The 24,690-nt window shown below is 74.2% G+C and carries 21 protein-coding genes; 13 read left to right on the forward strand and 8 right to left on the reverse strand.

Going from position 1 to position 24,690, the window contains the following annotated elements; all coding sequences use genetic code 11:
- Positions 1 to 204 carry a hypothetical protein gene (locus CNX65_RS02445; protein WP_096491318.1) on the reverse strand — a complete coding sequence of 68 codons (204 nt, stop codon included), beginning with the start codon at positions 202 to 204 and terminating at the stop codon, positions 1 to 3.
- A gap of 137 nt (positions 205 to 341) precedes the next feature.
- Here CNX65_RS02445 and CNX65_RS02450 point away from each other — a divergent pair, with 137 nt between their 5' ends.
- Complete coding sequence (locus CNX65_RS02450; RefSeq protein WP_096491319.1) at positions 342 to 728, forward strand: cold-shock protein; 387 nt, start codon at positions 342 to 344, stop codon at positions 726 to 728.
- A gap of 121 nt (positions 729 to 849) precedes the next feature.
- Here CNX65_RS02450 and CNX65_RS02455 read toward each other — a convergent pair whose 3' ends face one another.
- The 3 genes from CNX65_RS02455 to CNX65_RS02465 form a co-directional block, all read right to left on the reverse strand.
- Positions 850 to 1,335 (reverse strand): DUF2771 family protein, encoded by a 486-nt coding sequence (locus tag CNX65_RS02455; protein ID WP_096491320.1) that lies wholly within the window; start codon positions 1,333 to 1,335, stop codon positions 850 to 852.
- Positions 1,336 to 1,357: 22 nt separating this feature from the next.
- A complete protein-coding gene (locus tag CNX65_RS02460; RefSeq protein ID WP_096491321.1) occupies positions 1,358 to 2,998 on the reverse strand; it encodes an MFS transporter in 1,641 nt (546 codons plus the stop codon).
- Between the two features lie 68 nt (positions 2,999 to 3,066).
- A complete protein-coding gene (locus tag CNX65_RS02465; protein WP_232519672.1) occupies positions 3,067 to 3,867 on the reverse strand; it encodes a glutaminyl-peptide cyclotransferase in 801 nt (266 codons plus the stop codon).
- A gap of 57 nt (positions 3,868 to 3,924) precedes the next feature.
- On the opposite strand from CNX65_RS02465, the gene CNX65_RS02470 reads away from it, so the two are divergent.
- Positions 3,925 to 4,854, forward strand: coding sequence for a DUF3027 domain-containing protein (locus CNX65_RS02470; RefSeq protein WP_096491322.1), 930 nt, complete (start codon positions 3,925 to 3,927; stop codon positions 4,852 to 4,854).
- Entirely contained in the window at positions 4,851 to 7,679 is a 2,829-nt protein-coding gene (locus CNX65_RS02475) for a sacsin N-terminal ATP-binding-like domain-containing protein (protein WP_096491323.1), read from the forward strand. Before CNX65_RS02470 ends, CNX65_RS02475 begins: the two co-directional genes overlap by 4 nt.
- Positions 7,680 to 8,111: 432 nt before the next feature.
- Here the strand turns inward: CNX65_RS02475 and CNX65_RS02480 are convergent, their stop codons facing one another.
- Complete coding sequence (locus tag CNX65_RS02480) at positions 8,112 to 8,357, reverse strand: DUF2530 domain-containing protein (protein ID WP_096497562.1); 246 nt, start codon at positions 8,355 to 8,357, stop codon at positions 8,112 to 8,114.
- A 140-nt stretch (positions 8,358 to 8,497) separates the two neighbouring features.
- On the opposite strand from CNX65_RS02480, the gene CNX65_RS02485 reads away from it, so the two are divergent.
- From CNX65_RS02485 to CNX65_RS02500, 4 genes are all read left to right on the forward strand, one after another.
- Positions 8,498 to 9,937 (forward strand): NCS2 family permease, encoded by a 1,440-nt coding sequence (locus tag CNX65_RS02485; RefSeq protein ID WP_096491324.1) that lies wholly within the window; start codon positions 8,498 to 8,500, stop codon positions 9,935 to 9,937.
- Between the two features lie 164 nt (positions 9,938 to 10,101).
- The gene (locus CNX65_RS02490) at positions 10,102 to 10,548 is read left to right on the forward strand and encodes a MarR family winged helix-turn-helix transcriptional regulator (RefSeq protein ID WP_177154480.1); all 447 of its coding nucleotides are present in this window, start codon (positions 10,102 to 10,104) and stop codon (positions 10,546 to 10,548) included.
- A 4-nt stretch (positions 10,549 to 10,552) separates the two neighbouring features.
- Positions 10,553 to 11,920, forward strand: coding sequence for an MFS transporter (locus CNX65_RS02495; RefSeq protein WP_096491326.1), 1,368 nt, complete (start codon positions 10,553 to 10,555; stop codon positions 11,918 to 11,920).
- Complete coding sequence (locus tag CNX65_RS02500) at positions 11,917 to 13,188, forward strand: MFS transporter (RefSeq protein ID WP_096491327.1); 1,272 nt, start codon at positions 11,917 to 11,919, stop codon at positions 13,186 to 13,188. The genes CNX65_RS02495 and CNX65_RS02500 overlap by 4 nt, the downstream gene beginning before the upstream one ends.
- A gap of 186 nt (positions 13,189 to 13,374) precedes the next feature.
- Here the strand turns inward: CNX65_RS02500 and CNX65_RS02505 are convergent, their stop codons facing one another.
- Complete coding sequence (locus CNX65_RS02505) at positions 13,375 to 14,004, reverse strand: superoxide dismutase (RefSeq protein ID WP_096491328.1); 630 nt, start codon at positions 14,002 to 14,004, stop codon at positions 13,375 to 13,377.
- A 103-nt stretch (positions 14,005 to 14,107) separates the two neighbouring features.
- On the opposite strand from CNX65_RS02505, the gene CNX65_RS02510 reads away from it, so the two are divergent.
- Both CNX65_RS02510 and CNX65_RS02515 read left to right on the forward strand, forming a co-directional pair.
- Entirely contained in the window at positions 14,108 to 15,721 is a 1,614-nt protein-coding gene (locus tag CNX65_RS02510; protein ID WP_096497563.1) for an ABC-F family ATP-binding cassette domain-containing protein, read from the forward strand.
- 4 nt (positions 15,722 to 15,725) lie between these two features.
- Positions 15,726 to 16,136, forward strand: coding sequence for a hypothetical protein (locus tag CNX65_RS02515; protein ID WP_096491329.1), 411 nt, complete (start codon positions 15,726 to 15,728; stop codon positions 16,134 to 16,136).
- A 31-nt stretch (positions 16,137 to 16,167) separates the two neighbouring features.
- Here the strand turns inward: CNX65_RS02515 and CNX65_RS02520 are convergent, their stop codons facing one another.
- Positions 16,168 to 17,661 carry a glutamate-cysteine ligase family protein gene (locus CNX65_RS02520; protein WP_096491330.1) on the reverse strand — a complete coding sequence of 498 codons (1,494 nt, stop codon included), beginning with the start codon at positions 17,659 to 17,661 and terminating at the stop codon, positions 16,168 to 16,170.
- Between the two features lie 195 nt (positions 17,662 to 17,856).
- Between CNX65_RS02520 and CNX65_RS02525 the strand changes: the two genes are divergently transcribed.
- The 3 genes from CNX65_RS02525 to CNX65_RS37675 are packed head-to-tail and all read left to right on the forward strand — an operon-like array spanning position 17,857 to position 21,234.
- Positions 17,857 to 18,639 carry a TrmH family RNA methyltransferase gene (locus CNX65_RS02525; RefSeq protein WP_096491331.1) on the forward strand — a complete coding sequence of 261 codons (783 nt, stop codon included), beginning with the start codon at positions 17,857 to 17,859 and terminating at the stop codon, positions 18,637 to 18,639.
- Positions 18,640 to 18,680: 41 nt separating this feature from the next.
- Entirely contained in the window at positions 18,681 to 19,457 is a 777-nt protein-coding gene (locus CNX65_RS02530) for a DUF2537 domain-containing protein (protein ID WP_232519673.1), read from the forward strand.
- 10 nt (positions 19,458 to 19,467) lie between these two features.
- Positions 19,468 to 21,234 (forward strand): prolyl oligopeptidase family serine peptidase, encoded by a 1,767-nt coding sequence (locus CNX65_RS37675; protein ID WP_096491332.1) that lies wholly within the window; start codon positions 19,468 to 19,470, stop codon positions 21,232 to 21,234.
- A 377-nt stretch (positions 21,235 to 21,611) separates the two neighbouring features.
- Here CNX65_RS37675 and CNX65_RS02540 read toward each other — a convergent pair whose 3' ends face one another.
- Positions 21,612 to 22,901 (reverse strand): MFS transporter, encoded by a 1,290-nt coding sequence (locus CNX65_RS02540; protein WP_096491333.1) that lies wholly within the window; start codon positions 22,899 to 22,901, stop codon positions 21,612 to 21,614.
- A gap of 71 nt (positions 22,902 to 22,972) precedes the next feature.
- On the opposite strand from CNX65_RS02540, the gene CNX65_RS02545 reads away from it, so the two are divergent.
- Positions 22,973 to 24,574, forward strand: coding sequence for a polysaccharide lyase family 8 super-sandwich domain-containing protein (locus tag CNX65_RS02545; RefSeq protein ID WP_096491334.1), 1,602 nt, complete (start codon positions 22,973 to 22,975; stop codon positions 24,572 to 24,574).
- Positions 24,575 to 24,690 lie beyond the last annotated feature (116 nt).

The following is a 24,690-nucleotide window of genomic DNA, read 5'->3' on the forward strand; positions in this document are numbered from 1 at the left end:
TCAGCCCTGCCGCGTGCGGGGGCGCCTGGAGTCGCGGACCACCGTGATCACGCCGAGCGCCAGGCCCGCGGGCGAGCACAGCAGGCCGAGGGCGAAGACCCAGCCGGGGAGACCCGGCGAGCCGACGGCGAACATGGCGACGAGCGCCACGACGCCGATCGCGAACAGGCCCACTGCCAGCGGCATCATCCTCGCGGTCGTCATGCCACGAGGGTAGCCGCGACCGCGTCGCGCTTTTGGAGGTGCCCCGGTCGAGGCGTTCTGGCTACTCTGGTGAAACGCGTCCTGGGCACGCCCCTGGGCGCGTTCGCCATGTTGAAGCAAAGGGAACGGTGAGAGCGGTGCCGACCGGCAAGGTCAAGTGGTACGACTCGGAGAAGGGCTTCGGCTTCGTCACGCAGGACGGCGGCGAGGACGTCTACGTGCGGAAGTCCGCGCTGCCCGAAGGGGTCGACGCCCTCAAAGCCGGTCAGCGCATCGAGTTCGGCATGGCCGAGGGGCGCCGGGGGCCGCAGGCCCTGTCCGTGCGCCTGGTCGACCCGGCGCCGTCGGTGGCCGAGGCGCGCAGGCGCCCCGCCGACGAGCTGAACGTGGTGATCGAGGACATGATCAAGCTGCTGGAGCAGCGGGTCCAGCCCGAGCTGCGCCGCAGCCGCTACCCCGAGCGCAAGAGCGCCAAGCTCGTCGCCGACGCGCTGCGCGCCATCGCGCGGGACCTCGACCCGTAGACCCGCGCCCTGCGCAGACCCGCGTTGTGCGCAGACCCGCGTCCTGCGACGACCGGAGGCGTCATCCCCGAGGGGTGGCGCCTCCGCCGTCTCCGCCTCCGCCGTCTCCGGCAAGGAGCGGTCAGCCCCGCTGCCGGTCGTCCACGGACAGCACCCACGTGCCGCGCGCCACGAAGTCCACGGCGGCGGTCGTGCTGCCCTCGATGCGGGTGCCCAGCTGCTGCACCTCGACGCTCTCCAGCTGGTCGGTGTCGTCCGGCAGCTGGAGCGTGTACGCGTGCTGCGGGTTGTTCGGCGTGAACACCTTGCTGCGCATCGGCTCCTGCGTCACCCCGGCCGCGTCGCGGTAGGTGAACGCCACCGCCCACACGCTGTCGGCCAGCTGCGCGGGCACCGAGATCTGCACCGGCTTGCCCGGCCGCACCCGCAGCACGCCCGCCGCCGACGGGTCCACGTCGCAGTTCTCCGAGTCCAGGTCGCAGTACTGCGTCGGCGGGACCACGACGGTCCTGCCGTCGGCGTGGAAGGTCACCTCGGGGTGCGGGGGCGCACCGCAGCCGGTGGCCAGGAGCAGCGGCAACGCGGTGAGGACGACGGCTCGGCGCACGCCCCGAGCCTACGTGGTGCGCTCAGCCGTCCGCCGCACCGGCCCCGGCCCGCCGGTCCCCGCCCGGCCGGGTCAGCAGCGAGCGGCCCCGCGAGGCCAGCACCACCTGGGCCAGGCCGAGCGCGAGCAGCAGCGAGAGGACCGCGAACCCGATCCACTGCTCGGTGGGCAGCAGCACCCCCAGCGCGCCGCCGAGCACCCAGCCCAGCCGCAGCAGCGCCTCCGGCCGCACGAGCGCGGCCGACCGCTCCGGCAGCCCGTCCCGCGCGACCGCGTCCAGGGTCGCCTTCGCCAGCGTCCCCGCCGCCGCCCCGACCAGCCCGACCACCGCCACCGTCGCCAGCCCCGGCAGCGCCGCCGCCAGCAGCGCCGAGGCCAGCGCCGCGCAGACGCAGCCGATCAGCACCCGGTCCGGCGGGCCCGCCGGGAGCCGCGCGCCGAGCACGCCGCCCAGCAGACCGCCCGCGACCGCCGCCGCCACGACGACGCCGAGCAGCAGCAGCTGCTCGACCGGGTCGTGCTCGACCTCCGCCCGCACCAGGAACGCCGCGAACAGGACCAGGAAGCCCGCGAGCACCCGGATCGACCCGTTCGCCCACAGCGCCGCCACGACCGCGCGACCGAGCGCCCTCCGCCCGCGCTCCCGGCCTGCCGCGTCCGGGGTCCGGACCTCGGCGACCTCCGCGCGCACCGGGACCCGCAGGCAGCACCAGGTGTTCGCCACGCCCAGCGCGGCGCTGAGCCACAGCGCGCCCGGCGGACCGAACGTGTTCACCAGCCCGATCGCCGCCAGCCCGGACACCGCGCCCGCGACCAGCCCGAACGCGGTCAGGCGGGCGTCGGCCCTCGCCCGCTCGACCTCCGGCGGCAGCACCTCCGGGGTGATCGCCTCCCGCAGCGCGGTGAACGACCGGGACAGCAGCGCGCCCGCCAGCGCGGCCGGGTACAGCGCCCAGCCGTCGACGTGCAGCGCCAGCACCACCGCCACCGCCACGCGCAGCGCGCACGACGCGGCCAGCGCCCACCGCCGCCCGCGCCGCAGGCGCTCCAGCGCCGGGCCGATCAGCGGGGCGAGCAGCGCGAACGGGACCGCGGTGACCAGCAGGCAGAGCCCCGCGCGGGTCTTGGACTCGTCCACCCCGGCGGAGAAGAACAGCGCGTTCGCCAGCCCCACGGCGAGCGCCGCGTCGGCGGCCAGGCTCAGCATCACCGCGCAGGTGAGCGAGGACAGGCCGGACTCCCCGGCGCCGTCGGCGTGCGCGGCGGTGCGCAACCGGCCGAGGCCCACCGAGGACAGCAGCCTCGCCCGGTACAGCGCGACGCGGGTGACGGTCAGCTTCCTGGGCAGCTGGGTCGGCTTGTGGGTGGGCTTGGTGCGCTCGTCGTGGCCGGGGATCGGCTTGGTGCGCCCAGGGCCCGCCCGCCCGGTCGGGACGGTGGGCCGCTCCCGGCCCCGCTCGTCGTACGCCTCGCGGTCGTAGTGGTCCCGCTCGGCGCGCCCGCGCCCGCGCTCCCGGCTGCGCCGGTCGTAGCCGTCGGGGTCGTAGGTCTCCCAGGGCTCGCTGTCCGGGCGCCCCCGCCCCGCGCCCCCGCGTTCGGGCCGGGTCTCGTCCTGCCGCGGGTGATCCTCCCGCGGGTGATCGCGATCGTCGGACGGGCTCATCCCGACCATCCTGCCGCAACCGCGGCGGCCTGTCGCGGATCGCCGCACGACCACCGCACGACCGCCGCTCAGCCAGCGGGGAGGCGCACCCGGAACATGCTCGGCCAGTTCTTGCCCGTGACCAGGAACTCGTCCGAGCCGGGCACCGAGGCGATCCCGTTCAGCACGTCCGACGCGGGCACGCCCTCCGGGCGCAGCGACGACAGGTCCGCCACCAGGTCGACCGCGCCGGTGGCCGGGTCGATCCGCACCACCTCGTCGGTCTGCCACACGTTCGCCCACACCCGGCCGTCGACGCACTCCAGCTCGTTCAGGTCCTCCAGCGGCTCCCCGGCGCGCGTCACCGCGACCCGCCCGCGCTCCTCGAACGTCGCCGGGTCGCGGAAGGCCAGCTCGGCGGTGCCGTCGCTCATCACCAGCCGGTCCCCGTCCAGGCACAGGCCCCAGCCCTCGCCCTCGTAGGGCACGCGGCGGACCTCGGCCAGCGACGCCCGGTCGCGCTCGATCGCCACGCCGTCGCGCCAGGTGAGCTGCCAGATCCGCTCCCCCACCACGGTGATCCCCTCGCCGAACAGCGGCGACGGCAGGTCCAGCTTCCTGCGGACCGCGCCGGTGGCCGGGTCGACCTCGCGGATGCTCGACCGGCCCTCCAGACCGGTGCCCTCGTAGAGCACGTCCCCGGAGACCTCCAGGCCCTGGGTGAACGCGCCGGGGTCGTGCGGGATCGTTCCCAGGACCTCCGGGCGCGCCGTGACCGGTGTGGACGGTCCAGCGGGTTCGGTCGACCGAACACCGTCCCCACCGGACGAGCAGCCCGACAGCACCGCCACCACCACGACCGGGACCACCGCCACCTCGAACCAGCGCACGTCCGAAAGGGTGGCACGTGTGCGCGGCGCGGCGAAGACGTGCGGCACAATCCACCTGTGACCGCCACGCCGACTCAGCAGCCCCAGCCAGTGCTCGCCGACCCCGCGGCCGTGCGGCTCGCGCGCGACGCGGCGCAGGAGGAAGCCGGATCGGAGCACGTGGGGGCCCACGTCGGCGTCCTCGTCGAGGACGAGACGTCGGTCACCCACTTCTTCGAGGCCGATCACGCCGGTTACCGGGGTTGGCGGTGGGCCGTCACGGTCGCCAACGCGGGGGAGGGCACGCCGGTCTCGGTCAGCGAGGCCGTGCTGCTGCCCGGCAACGACGCGCTGGTCGCCCCGCAGTGGGTGCCGTGGAACGAGCGGGTCCGCGCGGGCGACCTCGGCGTCGGCGACCTGCTGCCCGCGTCCCCCGACGACCCCAGGCTCGCGCCCGGCTACGTCGAGTCCGAGGACCCGGCGGTCGAGGAGGTCGCGCTGGAGGTCGGCCTCGGCCGGGTGCGCGTGCTCTCCCGCGAGGGCGTGCTGGACGCCGCCGAGCGCTGGCGCGGCGGCGACTTCGGGCCGCGCAGCGAGATGGCGCGCAGCGCGCCCGCCGCGTGCGGGACCTGCGGGTTCTACCTGCGCATCGCCGGGGCGCTCGGGGCGGCGTTCGGGGTGTGCGGCAACGAGCTGACGCCCGCGGACGGGCACGTGGTGCACGTCGAGTACGGCTGCGGCGCGCACTCCGAGGTGGAGGTCGAGGGCGGTTCGGCGGTGCCGGTGGCGGACGTCGTGTACGACGACGCGCTGCTGGAGGTCGAGGTGAACGAGCCGGTGGCCCGGTCCGCCGACGATGCCGTCGACGTTGCCGCCGACGACGTTGCCGCCGACGCCGACGGCGCTGCCGCGGGCGAGGGCGACACGCCCGGCGCCGTGGACGAGGTCGAGCGGGTTTCCGACACCGCCGACGCGACCGGGGTCTCCGCGCGGGCGACAGCCCGGTGAGCGCGGACCACTTCGGCACCGAGGCCCTGCGGGAGTCGGTGCTCGCCGCCTGGCGCGGTTCGCCCACCCGCTTCCGGGAGGACGCCAACGCCGAGGAGGACCTGAGGCTCGGCGGGTACCGCGACCGGCTGCTGGTCGAGCTGGCGCAGAACGCGGCCGACGCCGCGGGCGCGGAGCCCGGCGTGCTGCGGTTGTCCTTCGTGGACGGCGAGTTCCGCGCGGCCAACACCGGCGCGCCGCTGACCGCCGACGGCGTGACGGCGCTCGCGTCGCTGCGCGCCTCCGCGAAGAGCTCCGACGCGGTCGGCCAGTTCGGCGTGGGCTTCGCGGCCGTGCTGGCGGTGACGGACGCGCCGCGCGTGGTGTCCACGTCCGGCGGGGTCGCGTTCTCCGCCGCGCGCACCCGCGAGGCGGTGCCGGAGCTGGCGTCCAAGCGCGGCGGCGACGTGCCCGTGCTGCGCCTGGTGTGGCCGACCGACGAGGCAGGCCCGCCCGAGGGCTTCACCACCGAGGTCCGGCTGCCGCTCACCTCCGCGGACGGCGACGCCCTGCTGCGCGAGTGCGCCGAGCAGGCGCCCGACCTGCTGCTCGCCCTCCCCGGCCTGCGCCGGGTCGAGGTCGGGTCGCGGGCCTGGGACCGCGCCGAGGACGGCGACAAGGTCGTGATCACCGGTCCGGACGGCGAGCGCGCCTGGCTGGTGCACCGGGTCGGCGGCGAGCTGCCCGAGCGCTTCGTGCAGGGCGTCGAGTCCCGGCCGGTGTGGTCGGCGTGCTGGGCCTACCCGGTCGACGGCGCCCTCGGCGGCGAGGTGCTGCACGCGCCGACCCCCACCGACGAGAAGCTGTCCCTGCCCGCGCGCCTGATCGCCACGCTGCCCGTCGAGCCGTCCCGCCGCCGGGTGCTGGTCGGCCCGGCCGTCGAGCACGTGCTGGCGATGGCGGCGCGGGCCTACCCGGCGCTGGTGGCCGCGCTGCCCGCCGTGGAGCGGACCGCGCTGGTGCCGCTGCCCGGCTTCCCGCTGTCCGAAGTGGACGGTGTGCTGCGGCAGGGCGTGCTGGAAGCGCTGCGGGACGCCGAGTGGCTGCCCAAGGCGGACGGCGGCTGGACCTCGCCGAGGCGGGCGAAGGTGCTGGACTCGCCGTCCGAGGACCTGGTCGACCTGCTGGAGGACGTGGTCCCCGGCCTGCTGGACGCCGAGCTGGTGCTGCCCGAGCACGCGCGGGCGCTGGCCGCGCTGGACGTGCCGAGGATGCCGGTGGCCGAGGTGGTGGCCGCGCTGGCGGGCATCGGCGGCGAGCCGGGCTGGTGGCACGACGTGTACACGGCGCTCCAGCCGTGGGCGGACGTGGACTCGTCCGCGCGCGAGGAGCTGGGCTCGCTCCCGGTGCCGCTCGCGGACGGCAGGCTGGTCAGCGGTCCGCGCGGCGTGCTGATGCTGGACGAGCCGGTCGACTTCGAGCTGACGGGGCTGCGCATCGCGCACCCGGAGGCCGTGCACCCGCTGCTGCTGCGCCTCGGCGCGGTGGAGGCGGGGGCGGCCGAGGTGCTCGACTCGGACGCGGTCCGCGACGCCGTGCGGCACAGCGGCGACGACCCGGACGAGGACCTGGTGCACGGGGTCCTGTCCCTGGTGGCGCGCGCGGGCGGCCGGCCGTGGCTGGGCGAGCTGGTCCTGCCGGAGGCGGGCGGCGGCTGGCGGCGCGCGGACGAGCTGCTGCTGCCGGACGCGCCGCTGCGCGAGGTGCTGGCCGACGACGCGCCGTTCGGCGTGCTGGACGCGGAGTTCGCGGCGGACTGGCCGCGCGAGGTGCTGTCGGCGGTGGGCGCGGCGGACGGCTTCACGGTGCTGGTCGACGACGAGCCGACCGACCCCGACCACGACCTGGCCGACGAGGCGGACTGGTGGGACGCCGCCGACGAGCCGCCCTCGCGGGTGGTGGGCGTGCGCGACCTGGACCTGGTGGCCGAGGGGAAGTGGACCAGGGCGCTGGAGCTGATGGCGTCCGACCCCGAGGTGTGGCGCGCGGTCGCGCAGCGCGACGGGTACACCGGGTGGTGGCTGGCGCGGTACGCGCGGATCGACGGTCGGGCGCCCCGCGCGTGGCGGCTGCCGGGGGCGGTGGAGCTGGAGGGGCTGTACGACCCGGTGGGCTCCGAGCTGCCCGCGCACGTCCTTGCGGCTGCCGGGGTGCGGACCGAGCTGGTGGTGCACGACGAGGACGACGTGGTCGACCTGCTGGCGCGGTTGGGCGACGCGGAGCGGGTGGTGCCGGACGCGCTGGTGCTGAAGGCGCACGCGGCGCTGGCGGAGGTCGCGCCGGACGTGCGGGAGGGGGCCGTCGAGCCGCCGGACCGCGTGCGGGTGCTGACCGGGGCGGTGGTGTCCGCGGACGACGTGGTGGTGCCGGACCTGCCGTGGCTGCTGGCGGTCCTGCCGGGCGAGCAGGTGCTCGCGGCGGACGGCGGGGCGGCGGAGCTGGCGGAGCTGCTGGAGCTGCCGCTGGCGTCCGAGGAGGTCGTGGGGGCGCTGCGGAGCGAGGGCGACGAGGTGGTGTGGGCGGAGCTGGGCGCGGTGCGCGTGGCCTGCGCGCTGCTGGGCGTCGAGCTGCCTAGGGGGACCGTGGTGGTGCACGACGAGCTGGTGGTCCACGCGGAGGGCGAGGAGCACGAGGTGCCGTGGTGGGTGGACGGGGAGGTGGTCCACGCGGCGGACACCCCGGAGGGGTTGGCGCGGGCGTTGGCGTGGACGACCGGGCGGTGGGGGGATCGGCACACGTTCGCGGCGTTGATCAGCGAGCCGACGCCTGCGGTGCTGTTGGGGTGAGGGGCGGGATCACGGGGTAAAAGCCGTGGTCACGGGTAAAAGCCTAGATCAAGAGCTGAAGGGCACGCCTCGCCGGCGGGGCAGACCTCCAAAAAAGAGGGGACAGGGCTCTGCCGGCCGGTGGCGCTTCTGTTGGTGGTCCCGTTTACCACTGCGGTGGGCGGGGTCCCTCTTCTCCGTTTGGCCTCCTTTCAGGCAAGCACGCTCGTCAAGACGCCGTTGGGCACCCCGGTCTTCCGCACAGTGCGGCGGCATCTTGACAAGCGTGCTCGGGCTTCGCCAGGCCAAACGGAGAAGAGGGACGCGGGATGGGGTGGCTGCGGGCTCGCTGCGCTCGCCCTGCAGCCCGCGAGGCGGTCAGCTTGCGAAGTGGTCAGTCAGCCTGCGCTCGTCTTGCGGTCTGCGGGCGCGGACCGTTTATTGCGCTATGCGCTACTGCAGCCCGCTCTGCGCGGTTCGTGAGCCCCTGCGGGCGGCTGAGCGTTGCCAGGCGAAGATGCCGAAGCCGATTACCCCGAGTGCGCCGCCTGCCGCGCAGGTCCACACCGCCATCGTGGGCGCCCCGACCAGCAGGGTGATCACCAGGCCCACCAGCCACAACGCGCTGCCTACCACGATCGGGGGCACCGGGTCGGTCAGGCGGGGTGGGAGAGGGGGTGGAGGGGGGAGTTCGGCCACGTCAGGCAGGCTACCTTCCCGAAACACCGATCAGGCAGGCTCCACCCGCTAACCGCCACCCTCGGCAACCGGCCTCGGGGGCGGGGCTGGGCGTCGGAGTGCGCCCGAGCGGTCACACAGGGAACAGGGAGTTGCACGACATGGGCCTGGACGGCTTCTTCAAAATCACCGAGCGCGGGTCATCCGTGGGGCGCGAGGTGCGCGGTGGGGTGGTCACCTTCGTCGCGATGGCCTACATCGTGGTCCTCAACCCCCTGATCCTCGGCAGCTTCTCCGCCGACGACCCGTCCGCGAAGACCGACATCACCGGCGCGATCCTGCCCGTCCCGCAGGTCGCGGCCGTCACCGCGCTGGTCGCGGGCGTGATGACCATCCTGTTCGGGCTCATCGCCAACTACCCGTTCGCGCTCGCGGCCGGTCTGGGCATCAACTCGTTCGTGGCGGTCACCCTCGCCCCGCAGATGACCTGGCCCGAGGCCATGGGCCTGGTCGTGGTCAACGGCATCGTGGTGCTCCTGCTCGTCCTCACCGGGGTGCGCACGGCCGTGTTCAACGCGGTGCCGAACGAGCTGAAGGCGGCCATCGCGGTCGGCATCGGGCTCTTCATCTGCTTCATCGGCCTGGTCGACGCCGGGTTCGTGCGCCGCGTCCCGGACGCCGCGGGCACCACCGTCCCGGTCGGCCTCGGCATCGGCGGGTCGATCGCGTCCTGGCCCACGCTCGTCTTCGTGGTCGGCCTGCTGGTCACCGGCGTCCTGGTCGCCCGCAAGGTCCGGGGCGCGATCCTGATCGGCGTGCTGTCCACCGCGGTCTTCTCCATCGTGCTGGAGGCGGTCGTCAAGGCCGGTCCGTCGGCGGGCACCAACCCGAAGGGGTGGAACCTCGGCTACCCGGCGGTGCCGGACAGCTTCTTCAGCCTGCCCGACCTGTCCCTGGTCGGCGAGTTCTCGTTCGGCGCCTGGACCCGCCTGCCCGCGCTGGCCGCCGCCCTGCTGGTGTTCACGCTCGTGCTCACCGACTTCTTCGACACCGTGGGCACCATGACGGGCCTCGGCAAGGAGGGCGAGCTGATCAAGGAGGACGGGCAGCTGCCCAACGTCAGCAAGGCCCTGCTGGTCGACGGCGTCGGCGCGGTCGCGGGCGGCGCGGCGTCGTCCTCGTCGAACACGGTGTTCATCGAGTCCGCCTCCGGCATCGCCGAGGGCGCCCGCACGGGCCTGGCGAACGTGGTCACCGGCCTGCTGTTCCTGGTCGCGATGTTCTTCACCCCGCTCTACGAGGTCATCCCGGTCGAAGCCGCCGCGCCCGCGCTGGTGATCGTCGGCGCGCTGATGGTCGCCCAGGTCAAGGAGATCGACTTCTCCGACTTCTCGATCGCGCTGCCCGCGTTCCTGACCATCGTCGTCATGCCGTTCACCTACTCGATCGCCAACGGCATCGGCGCGGGCTTCATCAGCTACGTGCTGCTGCGCGCGCTGACCGGGCGGGCCCGCAGCGTGCACCCGCTGATGTGGGGCACGGCGGTGGCGTTCGTCGTGTACTTCGGCATCGGTCCGGTCCAGGCCCTGATCATGGGCTGACGCCCGTCCCCGGACGCCGGGGGAGAGCGCGAAGCCGAAGCGGCCCGCCCGGAGCGAGCGTCGGGCGGGCCGCGCCGCACCACCGTCCTGACCAGCGCGAACGCCGTCCACCAGCCCGCACGCCCAGCGCTGAATGGGCGATTTCACAGTGAAGGCCCGAGATCGTGAGGTATGCTAACTACGTGGCGGAGACCGACGACCATGGGCTGGCGAGCAGGCTGAGGCTCGCCATCATCAGGTTGAACCGGAGGCTCCGCGCGCAGCGGGTCAACTCCACGATCTCGCTCACCCAGGTGTCCGCGCTCTCCACGCTGCACAAGTGCGGACCGCTGACGCCGGGCGAGCTCGCGGCCAAGGAGGGCGTCCAGCCGCCGTCGATGACCAGGGTCATCGCCGCGCTGGAGGAGTTCGGCTTCGCCACCCGCAGGCCCCACCCCACGGACGGCCGCCAGGCCATCGTGGAGCTGAGCCCCAGCGGGATGCAGTACATCAACGCGGAGGTGTCCGCGCGGGAGGCCTGGCTGGACCAGCACCTCGCGGAGCTGACACCCGAGGACAGGGCGGTGCTCTCCAGGGCCGCCGAGATCATCGACAGGATGGCGGGGCAGTAACGAAGTGCCTGCTTATGCGGAGGGCTCGCAGACCGATCGACCCGGTCGAGACACGGCGCTACCTCCGCCGAAGCGCAAGCGATCAGGCACGTTCAGCTCCCTGAAGGTCCGCAACTACCGGCTCTACGCCTCCGGCCAGGTCGTCTCGCTGGTCGGGCTGTGGATGCAGCGCGTCGCCCAGGACTGGCTGGTCCTGGAGCTGTCCGGCGGCGACCCGGTCGCGCTCGGCTTCGCCGCCGCCCTCCAGTTCGCCCCCACCCTGCTGCTGTCGCTGTGGGCGGGCGTGCTCGCCGACCGGCTCGACAAGCGCCGCCTGCTGCTCGCGCTGGAGACGGGTCTGGGCCTGTGCGCGCTCGCGCTCGGCCTGCTGGAGGTCCTCGGCGCCGCCGAGCTGTGGCACGTCTACCTGCTGTGCCTGCTGCTCGGCGCGGTGTCCGCCGTGGAGACGCCGGTGCGCCAGTCGTTCGTGGTCGAGATGGTCGGCCGCGACCAGCTCACCAACGCGGTCGCGCTCAACTCGATGACGTTCAACCTGGCCCGCATGGTCGGGCCGGCCGTCGCGGGCGGCCTGATCGTGGTCATCGGCGGCACCGGCTGGGTCTTCCTGATCAACGCCGCCAGCTTCGTCGCGGTGATCGCGGGCCTGCTGCTGATGCGCCCCGCCGAGCTGCACCGGGGCGAGCCGGTGCCCAGGGAGCCCGGCCAGCTCCGCGAGGGCCTGCGCTACGTGCGCAAGCGCCCCGACCTGGTGATCCTGCTGTTCCTGGTGTTCTTCGTGAGCACGTTCGGGTTGAACTTCTACGTCACCCTCGCCGTGCTGGCCCGCAACACCTTCGGCGGCGACGCCGACGCGTACGGGCTGCTGTCCACGCTGCTCGCGGTCGGCACCCTGGCGGGCGCGACGCTGGCCGCCCGGCGCAGCGCGCGCGGCGCGAAGCCGCGGCCGGTGCTGCTGGTCGTGGGCGCGCTGGCGTTCGGCGTGCTGGAGGTCGTCGCCGGGCTGATGCCCACGCTGTGGCTGGTCGGGTTGGTGCTGATCCCGGTCGGCGTGGCCATGATGACCTTCACGACCACCGCCAACGCGACCGTGCAGCTGTCCGTCACGCCCGCCATGCGCGGCCGGGTGATGGGGCTGTACATGCTGGTCTTCCTGGGCGGCAACCCGGTCGGCGGGCCCGTCATGGGCTGGCTGGCCGACCACTTCACCGCCCGCGCGCCGCTCGTGGTCGGCGGCGCGGTCTCGATCGTGGCCGCGCTGGTCGGCGCGCTCGTGCTCAGCCGCCGGGGTGGGATGGCGCTGCCCGCGGTGCGGCTGTCCCGGCGCAGGGCCGGGCCGGACCGGGCCGCGCCCGCCGCCGCACCCGAGGCGTGACCGCGACCGGAGCGCCCCGGACCCCTCGGGTCGGGGCGTTCTCCTCGCTGCGCTCGCGCAACTATCGCCTCTACGCCTCCGGCCAGCTCGTCTCGCTGGTCGGGCTGTGGATGGAGCGGGTCGCGCAGGACTGGCTGGTGCTCCAGCTGTCCGGCGGCGACCCGATCGCGCTGGGCGTGGCCACGGCGCTCCAGTTCGGCCCGGTGCTGGCGCTGTCCATGTGGGCCGGCGTGCTGGCGGACCGGCTGGACAAGCGGCTGCTGCTGATCGGCCTCCAGTCCGGCATGGCGGTGCTCGCGCTGGTCCTCGGCCTGGTCGACCTGTCCGGGGTCGCGCAGCTGTGGCACGTGTATTCGCTGTGCCTGGCGGGCGGCGTGCTGTCCGCCGTGGAGGCCCCGGTGCGGCAGTCGTTCGCGGTGGAGATGGTCGGCCGCGAGCAGGTCGCGAACGCGGTCGCGCTCAACTCGATGACGTTCAACGCCGCCCGGATGATCGGCCCCGCGGCGGCGGGCGGGCTGATCGTGGTGGTCGGCACCGGCTGGATCTTCCTGATCCGCGCGGCGAGCTTCGCGGGCGTGCTGGCCGGGCTGGCGCTGATGCGGGCCGCCGAGCTGCACCGGGGCGCGCCGGTGGCCAAGGCCGGGGGGCAGCTCGCCGAGGGGCTGCGCTACCTGCGCGGCAGGCCGGACCTGGTCGCGGTGATGCTCGTGGTGTTCCTGGTGGGCGTGTTCGGGCTGAACTTCCACGTGTCGCTGGCGCTGCTGGCCAGCGACACCTTCGACGGCGACGCCGACGCGTACGGGCTGCTCACCACGACCATGGCGGTGGGCACGCTGGCGGGCGCGGCGATGGCGGCCCGGCGGTCCGCGCCCGGTCCCCGGCTGCTGGTGGGCGGCGCGGCGGCGTTCGGGGTGCTGGAGCTGCTGTCCGGGCTGATGCCGACGGTGCTCACGGCCGCGCTCGCGCTGATCCCGGTCGGCGCGGCGATGATGACGTTCACGACCACCGCGAACTCGACCGTGCAGCTCGCCGTCGCGCCCGGGATGCGGGGGCGGGTGATGGGCGTTTACATGACGGTGTTCATGGGGAGCGCGCCGCTGAGCGGGCTGCTCACCGGGTGGGTGGCTGACCGGTTCGACGCCCGCGCGCCGCTGGTGCTGGGTGGTGCGGTGTCGGTGCTGGCGGCGGGGCTGGGGGCGCTCGTCCTGGCGCGGGCGAACCGGATGGGGGACACCTCTTCCCAAAGCAGTGAAGTTAGGCTAACCTAAGCACGTCGCTTCGTGGTGGGAGCGGCAGTCAGTTCGGGAACAGACGAGGCCCCGCACCCCGGTCGTACCACCGGGGGCGGGGCCTCGTCGTTCCGGTCGTGGGGGCTTGTCGGAGCATCCACCACCGGACCTCCAGCGCCGGGAGCCTGTCGGAGCACCCGTCGCGCTGAGCTCGAGGGCCTCTGGCTACCGCGTCGGCAGCAGCAGGCCGTTCTGGCCCGCGCGGGCCGCCTCGAACCGGGCGTTCACGTCGTCCCAGTTCACGATGTTCCAGAGCGCGCCGATGTAGTCGGCCTTCAGGTTGCGGTACTGGAGGTAGTACGCGTGCTCCCAGATGTCGAACACCAGCAGCGGCGTGGTGGCGATCGACAGGTTGGAGTGGTGGTCCTTCAGCTGCTGCGTGATCAGCCGCTGCCCCACCGGCTCCCAGGCCAGGATTCCCCAGCCGGAGCCCTGGATGCTGCTCGCGGCGGCGTTCAGCTGCGCGCGCAGGCCGTCGAACGAGCCGAAGTGCTCGTCGATCGCGGCGGCCAGCTCGCCGGTCGGCTTGTCGCCGCCGTTCGGGCTCAGGTTCTTCCACCACACCTGGTGCAGCGCGTGCCCGGCCAGGTGGAACGCCAGCGTCGTCTCCAGCCCCACGATCGAGCCGAACGCGCTCTTGTCCCTGGCCTCGTCGATCTGCTCCAGGGTGTCGTTGGCGCCCTTGACGTACGCGGCGTGGTGCTTGCTGTGGTGCAGCTCGTTGATCTCGCCGATGATCGCCGGCTGCAGGTCGCCGTAGTCGTAGTCCAGGTCCGGCAACACGTACTGGGCCATGCGCGCTCCTCGTTGCAAGTCTCTAGTACTTGCAACCTACTGGCAATAGCGCGGCGGGGAAACTCGGGTGCGGATCGTGGGACGGCCTGACAGCATCGGTGGCGTGTCCGCTCTGGCAGCAAGGAACCTGTCGCTGTCGTTCGGTCCGAGGACCGTGCTCTCGGAGGTTGATCTCGATGTCCCAGCAGGCGAGCGCGTAGGGCTGGTCGCCCCCAACGGGGTCGGCAAGTCCACGCTGCTGAAGGTGCTCGCGGGCGAGCTGACGCCCGAGCGGGGGACGGTCACCGCCTCCGGGCCCGTGGCCCACCTCACCCAGGAGACCGCGGTCGAGCCGGGCGAGTCGCTGCGCGACCACCTGGCCCGCCGCACCGGCGTCGCCGACGCCGAGGCCGCGTTCGAGCGCGCCGCGCAGGCCCTCGCCGAGGGCGCGCCCGGAGCCGAGGACGCCTACGCGGCGGCCTTCGACCGCTGGACCGCCGTCGGCGCGGGCGACTTCGCCGAGCGCGCCGACGAGGTGTGCCAGCGGCTCGGGCTGCCCGCCGACCTGCTCGACGCGCGCGGCTCCGGCGAGCTGTCCGGCGGCCAGTCCGCCCGGCTGCGGCTCGCCTCGGTGCTGCTCGTGCGCGCCGACGTGCTGCTGCTCGACGAGCCCACCAACGACCTGGACGCGGACGGCCTCGAACTGCTGGAGGCGCACGTGCTCGGCACGCGCGCGGCCGTCGTCCTGGTCAGCCACGACCGGGAGTTCCTGTCCCGCACCACCACCGCCGTGGCCGAGCTGGACGAGTTCACCCACGGGCTGACCGTCTTCGGCGGCGGCTGGGACGCCTACCTCGCCGAGCGCGAGACCGCCGCCCGGCGCGCCCAGGAGGACTATGACGAGTACGCGGCGAAGAAGGACGCCCTGACCCGCCGCGCCCGCACCGCCAAGGAGTGGTCCCGCGCGGGCGTGCGGCGCAACGCCAAGTCCGACGAGCGCGACAAGTTCATCAAGTTCTTCGCCAAGCAGGGCGCGGAGAACACCGCGGGCAAGGGCGCCGCGGCCGACCGCGCGCTGGAGCGGCTGGAGGAGGTCGAGGAGCCCCGCAAGCCGTGGGAGCTGCGGCTCACCCTGCCCGCCGCGAGCGGCGGCAGCCGGGTCGCGTTCACCCTGCGCGGCGCGGTCGTCTCGCGCGGGGACGTCACCCTCGGCCCGGTCGACCTGACCATCGGCGCCGGCGAGCGCTGGCGCCTCACCGGCCCCAACGGCTCCGGCAAGTCCACCCTGCTCGGGGCGATCCTCGGCCGCGTCCCGCTGGACGCGGGGGAGCGGTCCGAGGGCAGCGTGGTGATCGGCGAGATCGACCAGGTGCGCGGCGCGTTCAGCGGGTCCACCCCGGTGCTGGACGTGGTCGTGGCGGCCACCGGGCTGGCCGAGGCCGAGGCCAGGACGCTGCTGGCCAAGTTCCGGGTCGGCGCGGACGTCGTGCTCCGGCCCGCCGGGACCCTCTCGCCCGGCGAGCGCACCAGGGCCGCCCTCGCGCTCCTGCAGGCCAGGGGCACCACCTGCCTGGTGCTGGACGAGCCGACCAACCACCTCGACCTCGCCGCGATCGAGCAGCTGGAGCAGGCGCTCGCCGAGTACGCCGGGACCGTGCTGCTGATCACCCACGACCGCCGTCTGGCCACGTCGGTCGGGGTGGACCACGCGCTCGACGTCCGGAGCCTGGCAAGATGAGGCAATGGGCACCGAGGAGGACTGGCCGGTAGAGCAGACGTGGTCGATGCGCAACACGCACTGGCACGCCTACGTCGAGCACACCTCGCTCGACAGCGCCTCACCGCGCGCCGAACGCCTGGAGCGCGCGCCCGAGGAGGTGCTCACCACGCCGACCGAGGTCGCCGCCTGGCTGGAGGTCAACCTCCGCAGCGCCACCAAGCCCGAGGAGAGCGGCAAGAAGCGCGCGAAGGACGAGCGCGACTTCTCCGACTCGCACCGGGTGCACGTCTCGCTGGCCTCGCGCGGCGAGTCGATCTACACCGGGGTGAAGGGGATGCTGACCCTCGCGGTCGAGGCGGTCACCCCCGACGACTGCCGCAGCTCGCACGACGGGGCCGACGTCGCCCCGCTGAAGGCGGGCCGCCGCCGCTAGGCGCGACGGCGATCCCGGTGGGGCCCGGCGATCACACCGACCAGGTGTGCACCGGCTCCCCCTCGTGCATCCGCTCCACGTACCTGGCCAGCATCCCGGCCAGCGCCCCCTCGCGGCCCGCGCCGCGCTCCTCCAGCCCGGCGACGACCTCCCGCTGCCACAGCGCCCCCGTCCGCCCGGCCAGGCAGCGCGCCTCGATCACGCCGAGGTAGCGCTCCCGCGCCTCGTCGGACACCCCGCAGTCGCGCAGCCCCTCGTGGGCCAGCGGGAGGAGGCGGCGCAGCACCAGCTCGTCGGGCGGGACCCAGCCGATGCCGGGCCAGTACAGCTGGGCGTTCATGCCGTGCCTGGCGCCCGCGTAGAGGTTCTCCTCCGCCGCCTGGAACGACATCTGGGTCCACAGCGGACGCTCCATCGAGGACAGCGCCCGCTGCGCGCCGTAGAAGAACGCCGCGTTCGCGAGCGTGTCCAGCACGGTCGGGCCCGCGGGCAGCACCCGGTTCTCGATCCGCAGGTGCGGCACCCCGGCCACCACGTCGTACACCGGCCGGTTCCACCGCCACACCGTGCCGTTGTGCAGCCGCAGCTCCGTCATCCTCGGCGTGCCGCCGGAGCCGAGCACGTCCACCGGGTCCTCGTCGCCGGTCTCCGGCAGCAGCGCGGGGAAGTAGCGGACGTTCTCCTCGAACAGGTCGAAGATCGAGGTGATCCACCGCTCCCCGAACCACACCCTCGGCCGCACGCCCTGGTTCTGCAGCTCCTGCGGCCGGGTGTCGGTGGCCTGCTGGAACAGCGGGATGCGGGTCTCGTGCCACAGCGCCCTGCCCAGCAGGAACGGCGAGTTCGCCGCGATCGCCACCTGCACGCCCGCCAGGCACTGCGCGGCGTTCCAGTGCGCCGCGAAGTCCTCCGGCGCGACCTGCAGGTGCAGCTGCACCGACGTGCAGGCCGCCTCCGGCAGGATCGACTCGCTGCGGCTGAGCAGCCGCTCCGCGTCCCGCCCCGGCAGCGGCGCGCCCTCCAGCGACAGCACCAGCTCCTCGCCCCGCGCGGCGAAGATCTGGTCGTTGAGCAGCGAGTAGCGCGGGTTGTGCGAGAGCCAGCGGCGGTCGAAGTGCTCGGGGCGCAGCGTCGGCAGCACCCCGATCATCACCAGGCTCGCCCCCGCGTCCTGCGCCTTGGCGTCCGCGACGCCGAGCAGCGCCCGCAGGTCCCGCTCCAGGCCCAGGGTGTGGTCACCGGCCAGCTCGCGCGGGGGGACGTTCAGCTCCAGGTTGTGCTGGCCCAGCTCCAGGGTGAACGCCGGGTCGTCGATCTTCTCCAGGACCTCGGCGTTGCGCATCGCGGGCAGCCCGGCGCGGTCGGCCAGGTTCAGCTCGATCTCCAGGCCCATCTGCTGGCGGGGGAACGAGAAGCAGTCCTCGGCGAGCATCGTGCCCAGCGCGTCCAGGCAGCGCTGGACCCGCTCGCGGTAGTGCCTGCGGTCTTCTCCGGTGAACGTCCGAGTGGACACGTCCCTACCCATGCCGCCTCCCCTTCGCTCGGGCTTCACGGCGGGCTCAAGGAGGCCCAACCGTGACACAGCACCCCGGAACCTGCCAGCGCCCAAATCGGTGCTCTCTGTCACATGGCGGTAACAATGAGCGAGAATGTGCAGGTTACAGGCTTGCGATTCCGCCCTCTGGACTACGAGCGACACTCGCAGTGCGAGACTGTCCGGGTGGCCGAGGTGATCGAGATCGACGACCCGGACGACCCCCGGCTGGACGACTTCCGGGACCTGTCGACCGCTGACCGCCGCCCCGACCGGCCGGGTGGGCGCGGCCTGGTCATCGCCGAGGGCGTCGTGGTCGTGGAGCGGCTGCTGGCGTCCCCGTACCCGGTGCGCGCGGTGCTCGGCGTGCGGCGGCGGGTGGAGGCGCTGGGCGAGCTGCCCGCGCCCGCCTACGTGACCTCGGCCGACGTGATGGCGCGGGTGGTGGGCTTCCACCTCAACCGGGGCGTGCTGGCCGCCGCCGACCGCGCGCCGCAGCCCTCGCTGGAGGAGCTGGCCGCCGGGCGGCGGCTGGCCGTGCTGGAGGGCGTCGGCGACCACGAGAACCTGGGTGCGCTGTTCCGCAACGCCGCCGCGCTCGGCATCGACGGGGTGGTGCTGGGGCCGGGGTGCAGCGACCCGCTGTACCGGCGCAGCGTCCGGGTGTCGATGGGGCACGTGCTGCGGGTGCCGTTCGCCGCGGTGGACGACTGGCCGGGTGGGCTGAAGTTGTTGCAGGACAAGGGATTCGTCGTCGCCGCGCTCACCCCGAGGGTGGGCTCGGTCGAGCTGCCGGACGCCGGGCTGCGCGGGCGGCGGGTCGCCGTGCTGCTCGGCTCGGAGGGGCCGGGGCTCACCGAGGAGGCGATCGGCGCGGCCGACGTGGCGGTGCGCATCCCCATGTCGCCGGGGGTCGACTCGCTGAACGTGGCCACCGCCGCCGCTGTCGCCTTCTACGCGATCGCCTGAACGCGCTACGTTCTCCCCGTCGAGCTGAAGGAGGCGCTTTCGTGGAACTGCGGGTCCAGGAAGGCAGGGCCGTGCTCGCCGGGCACGACGGGGCCGAGGAGCGCGAGGTCGACCCGCGCTCCCTGCCGCTCGGCGCGGGACTGGCCGACGCGCTGCACGAGTGGGCGAAGGTCGCCGAGGCCGTGCTCCGGGCGGACAGCGCCTCCGAGGCGCCCGCCGGGGAGCTGGTGACGCGGCGCGGGCGGCAGCTGGCCGTCCGGCTGGCGGCGGACATGGGCACCTCGGTGGAGTTCACCGATCCGGTGACGGGCGAGTCCCAGCGGGTGGAGGCGCCGCCCCCGGAGGAGGGGGCGCGGGAGCCAGGGGAGTCGCCGGGGTCGCCGGGGTCGCTGGAGTCGTCGGGGTCGCTGGAGTCGTCGGGGTCCGGGGAGTCGTGGGAGTCGTCCGGTGCCGGGGAGTCCCACGAGTCGCGGCGGGGGCGGGGCAGGCACGCGGCGACCTCGACGGCCACCGGGCTGTCGGCGGTCCCCGGCGTCGGGCAGCACGCCTCGGTGGCGGACGAGCCGACCCCGTGGGGCACCGGGCTGACCGTCACGGTGTTCACGGCGGCCGTGGTCGCGGTGACCGTGGTGTCGCTGTCGCTCGGGCTCAACGAGACCAGCGGGTGGCTGGCCGTGCTGGCGAACGCGCTGGTGGTCGGGGGCATCTCGCCGTCGGTGTGGCTGGGGCGGAAGGTCCCGGTGTGGCGGTGGGTGTCCTACGGCGTGGTGGTCGGGGTGGTCGCCGCCTGGGTGGCGTTGCTGGCGGCGCTGCTCTAGGACGGGTGCGGTGGAGCTGACTGCGGAGCTGGTGGTGTCCGGGCTGCGGGTCGGTGGACCCGCGGTCTCGCCGGACGGCCGGTCGGTCGTGTTCGCGGCCCGAGGGGTCGGCGACGGGGCCGAGGAGCGGCCGGAGGGGCTGCGCTGGTGCGGCGAGCCCGCTGAGCTGGTGTTCCGGGTCGGCGGGCAGCTGTGCGCGGTCGGGGCCAGCGGGCCCGCGCGGGTGCTGGCCGACCTGCCGGAGGGGGTGCGGTGGCACCTGCCGCTGGCGTCCGGCGAGGTGGCGCTGGCCGTGCCGGGGCCCGGCGGGGCGGCGCGGCTCAGCCTGCTCGACCCGGTGAGCGGGGTGTCGCGGGCGGTGGACCTGGGGGAGCGGCACGTCGCGGAGGCGGCGCAGCGCCCGGACGGCGGGCCGCTGGCGGTGCTGACCTGGGAGGGGCCGGGGTACGACCCTGGGTTGTTGCGGCCACGGGTGCACCTGGTGGACCTGGTCGACCTGGCGGTGCGCGACCTGGGGCCGGTGGCCGCGGGGGCGCGGTCGCCCGCGTGGTGGCGCTCGGGCGACCGGTGGCGGCTGGCGCACCTGGCGCTGACGCCGCCGGGGTTGCAGGCCGGGATGGCGGTGTTCGACGCGGAGGTCCCGGAGAGCGGGGCGATCGCGGGGCACGTCAACCGGACGGCGGGGCTGGCGGCGTGCCCGCTGGAGCTGGTGCAGGTCGAGCGCGGGGCGCCGCTGGTGCTGGTCGCGGCCGGGTTGGACACCGAGATCCACCGGCTTGGCGAGGCCGGGTTGACGCTGCTGGCCAGGCACGAGGCGCGGGTGGAGCGGCTGGCCGCGGACGGGACCGGCGAGGTCGTGGCGGCGGTGGTGAGCCGGGGGGACGCGCCGCCGGACGTGTGCTCGGGGCCGGTGGGCGGGGAGCTCAGCCGGGTCAGCGACAGCAGGCCGGAGCTGCGCGGGATCCGCTGGGGGGAGCGGCTGCGGCTGTCGTGCTCGGCGCCGGACGGGGTGGAGCTGGACGGGCTGCTAGTGCTGCCGCCGGGGCGGGGGGAGTTGGACGGGCCCTTCCCGCTGGTGGTGCTGCCGCACGGGGGGCCGTACGACCGGCACGCGGACGGGTTCGCGCTGGACTGGCACCCGTCGGCCCAGTGGTTGGCGCACGCGGGGTTCGCCGCGCTGCTGCCCAACCCGAGGGGTGGGGCCGGGCGGGGGCACGAGTTCGCCGCGGCGGTGGCGGGGCGGGTGGGGCACGAGGAGCTGACGGACCTGCTGGCGCTGCTGGACCACGTGGTGGGGCTGGGGGTGGCCGACCCGGAGCGGGTGGGGATAGCCGGGTGGAGCCACGGGGGGTACTTGGCGGCCTGGGCGGTGGCGACGACGGACCGGTTCGCGGCGGCGCTGGTGGGGGCGGGCGTGAGCGACTGGGGGCGGCAGGGGGCGGAGGGGGAGTGGGGGGCTTTTGACGCCGCGTTGGCCTGCGGGGAGGCGGAGGACCACGACCCGGTGGCGCGGGCGGCGGGGATCCGGGCGCCGGTGCTGCTGGTGCACGGGGCTGAGGACGTGAACGTGCCGGTGTCGCAGGCGGAGTTGTTGCGGGACGCGCTGGTGGAGCACGGGGTTGAGCACGAGCTGGTGGTGTACGAGGGGGAGGGGCACGTGATCGAGGGGGTGGAGCAGCAGGTTGATCTGCTGGAGCGGACGCGGGAGTGGTTCACGCGGTGGTTGGTGGGGGAAGGGGTGGGGGCTGATGGGGGTCGAGGGGGAGGCCGTGCCTGAGGTCGAGGCCGAGGCCGAGTCTGTGCCCGAGTTTGAACTCAAGAGCAAGATCAAGAACAAGATCAAGAGCTGAAGGGCACGCCTCGCCGGCGGGGCAGACCTCCAAAAAAGAGGGGGACGGGCTCTGCCGGCCGGTGACCGTTCCGCTGGTGGTTCGGTTTACCACTGCGGTGGTCCGGGTCCCTCTTCTCCGTTTGGCCTCCTTTCAGGCAAGCACGCTCGTCAAGACGCCGTACGACTCGGGCGGTCTTCCGGGCAGTGCGGCGGCATCTTGACAAGCGTGCTCGGGCTTCGCCAGGCCAAACGGAGAAGAGGGACGCGGGAGTGGGGCTGCGTGGGCTCGCTGCGCTCGCCCCGCAGCCCGCGAGTGCGGTAGGTCAGAGCTTGCCTGTTGGTCCCGTTGGCCCCACCGGGCCCAGTTGTTCCGGGGTGAAGCGGTAGCGCCACACGGTGGGGATCAGGAAGGCCGCGGCGACCGTCGCGATCACCACTAGGACGCCGCCCACCGCTGACGCCGGGCCTGGGCCGATCAGGGCGCCTGTCGTGCCGTGCGCCAGGTCGGCCAGGCGGGGGCCGCCTGCCACCACGACGATGAAGACGCCCTGCATCCGGCCGCGCATGTCGTCGCTCGCCGCGGTTTGCAGGATCGCGTTGCGGAACACCATGCTCACGATGTCGGCCGCGCCGCCCAGGGCCAGGAACAGCACGGCGAGCCACAGGGCGTTCGACAGGCCGAAGCCGACCATGAACAGGCCCCACGCGATCACCGCCAGGACCACGCCCGCGCCGTGCCTGCTGATCCTCGACGTCCACCCCGACAGCAGACCGCACAGCAGGCCGCCCAGGGGCATCGCCGCGAACAGCCAGCCCAGCGCCCAGCCGCCGCCCGGCGGGTCTCCGAAGGTCTGCTCCGCCATCTCCGGGAACAGCGCCCTCGGCATCCCGAAGACCATCGCGATGATGTCCAGCAGGAACGACGCCAGCAGGACCTTCTGCACGGCCAGGTACCTGAAGCCGTCGACCACGTCGCGCAGACCCGCGCGGCGGGACGGGGCGTTCAGAGGTGGCAGCGGGGGGAGCTTCCAGACGGCCCAGATCGTCGCGGTCAGGGCCACGGCGTCGATCAGGTACAGGGTCGGCAGGCCGAGCACGGGCATCAGGGCGCCTGCCGCCATCGGGCCGAACACGCCGCCGAACGTCATCACGGTCGCGCCCAGCGACGTCGCCGCCGGGATCATCTCCGGCGGCACCAACCTGGCGATCGACGCGGTGCGCGCGGGCGCGTTCGCGGCGAAGAACACCTGTTGCAGGCCCAGGAGCAGGATCACCGGCCACGCCGACGACGCCCCGACGGCCGCCTGCGCCCACAGCAGCACCGACGTCACCGCGATGCCCGTGTTGGTCACCAGCAGCAGCTTCCGCCGGTCGACCACGTCGGCCACGGCGCCGCCGTACAGGCCGAACACCAGCAGCGGCACCAGCGCCACGCCCGCCGCGACGCCCACCCAGGCCGACGACCCGGTGATGTCGTACACCTGCTTGGGCACCGCGACCGCGGTCAGCTGACTGCCCACGGCGGTGACGATGGTCGACACCCACAACCTGCGGTAGGCCGGGATTCCCAGCGGCCTGGTGTCGATCGCGACCTTCCCCAGCAAACGCCTCACGGTGGTTAGCGTACGACAACTAACGCGACATTCACCCGTACGTCACGGCGCTCACCACCAGACTGGGGCGCATGAGCGACCTCGACGTCGTCCGGGCCCGCCTGCGCCCGCCGCACCAGCCCGGACCCGGCCTCCCCCCGCTGCCCGACGGCACCTGGGCCGACATCGACTACGCCGACCACGCCGCCGCCGACTTCCCGCCGCTGGAGCACCTCCGCCGCGCCCTGTCGCTGCCCGACGGCCAGCGGCTCAAGGCGCTCGAGGCGTGGCGCAGGCTGGCTCCCCGCAGCGACAACTGGTGGTACAACGAGATCGGCGCGCCCCGCCTCGTCGGCGACGCGCTCCTCGGCGCCGACCTCGACCGCGCCCAGCGCGCCACCTGGGGCACCTGGCTCGCCGAGCAGGCCGGTCCGGTGCCGATGACCGGGCAGAACCTGGTGTGGGCGCAGGGGATCGAGCTGCGCCGGGGGCTCGTCGAGGACGACCCGGAGCTGGTCCGCCGCGCGGTCGCCCGCATGTCCGAGGTGCTGCGCACCGGCGACGGCGAGGGCATCCAGGAGGACCTGAGCTTCCACCAGCACGGACCCCAGCTGTACTCCGGCGGCTACGGCGCCTCGCTGGTCGCCGACCTCGCCCTGTGGGTGCGCGCGGTGCACGGCACGCCGTGGGCGTTCGGCGCCGCCGAGGTGCGCCTGCTCGCGGACTTCCTGGTGGACGGCCAGCAGTGGGCCGTGCACGGCGGCGGCTTCGACTTCACCACCATGGGGCGCGAGATCGCCCGCGCCGACGCCCACCACCGCACCGCCGACCTGCGCACCGCCGTGCTGCGCCTGCTGGAGTGCGACCCGCCGCGCGGCGCGGAGCTGACCGCGTTCCACGACCGCCTCGCGGGCCACGGCGCGCCGCTGGTCGGCACCCGCTGGTACCCCAGGTCCGACTACCTGGTGCACCGCAGACCCGGCTGGTCGCTGTCGGTGCGGATGTCCTCGGGCCGGACGGTGCCCACCGAGTGCCTGAACGGGGAGAACCTGCTGGGCCGCCACCTCGGCGACGGGGTCGCCGCGCTGCGCCTGGGCGACCAGGCCGAGGACGGCTACCGCTCGGTGCTGCCGGTGTGGGACTGGGCGCGGCTGCCGGGCGTCACCGCCGAGCAGGGGCGGTCGCTGCGGCCCCGGCCCGACCAGCCGCGCGGCGGCGGCGAGGCGATCGGGTGGACGGACGGGGAGAACGGCGTCGCCGCGCTGCGGCTGGCGGGCGTGGAGGGGTTCACCGAGGGCTGGAAGGCGTGGTTCTGCTTCGCCGACGCGGTCGTGGCGCTGGGCGCGGGCATCACCGCGCCGGACGCGGTCGGACCGGTGGTCACCACGATCGACCAGCGGCTCGCGGACCACGGCAGCGTCACGTACGTGCCGATGACGACCGGGCACTTCTCCGGCGTGGAGCGGCGGACCGGGAGCTGGCGGGACCTGTCCGGGGTGGAGAGCGGGCGGCCGGTGGAGGCCGACGTGTTCGTCATGGGCTTCGACCACGGGGCCCGGCCGGAGAACGCCTCGTACGCCTGCCTCATCGCGCCCGGCGACGAGCTGCCCGAGGTGGAGGTGCTGGCGAACCGGGTGGACCGGCAGGCGGTGCGGTGCGGCTCGGTGGTGCTGGAGCGCTCCATGGCCGGATGACGGCGCCCTGACGGCGGTGGTCGAACGGCGGCCGGAAGTCGCTGCGGGAAAGCGCCGGGGGAAACCCGCCCAGCGGAAGCGGGAAAGCCGGAAGGGGAAAGCCGGAAGGGGAAAGC

Source organism: Actinosynnema pretiosum (assembly GCF_002354875.1).
GTDB lineage: Bacteria > Actinomycetota > Actinomycetes > Mycobacteriales > Pseudonocardiaceae > Actinosynnema > Actinosynnema auranticum.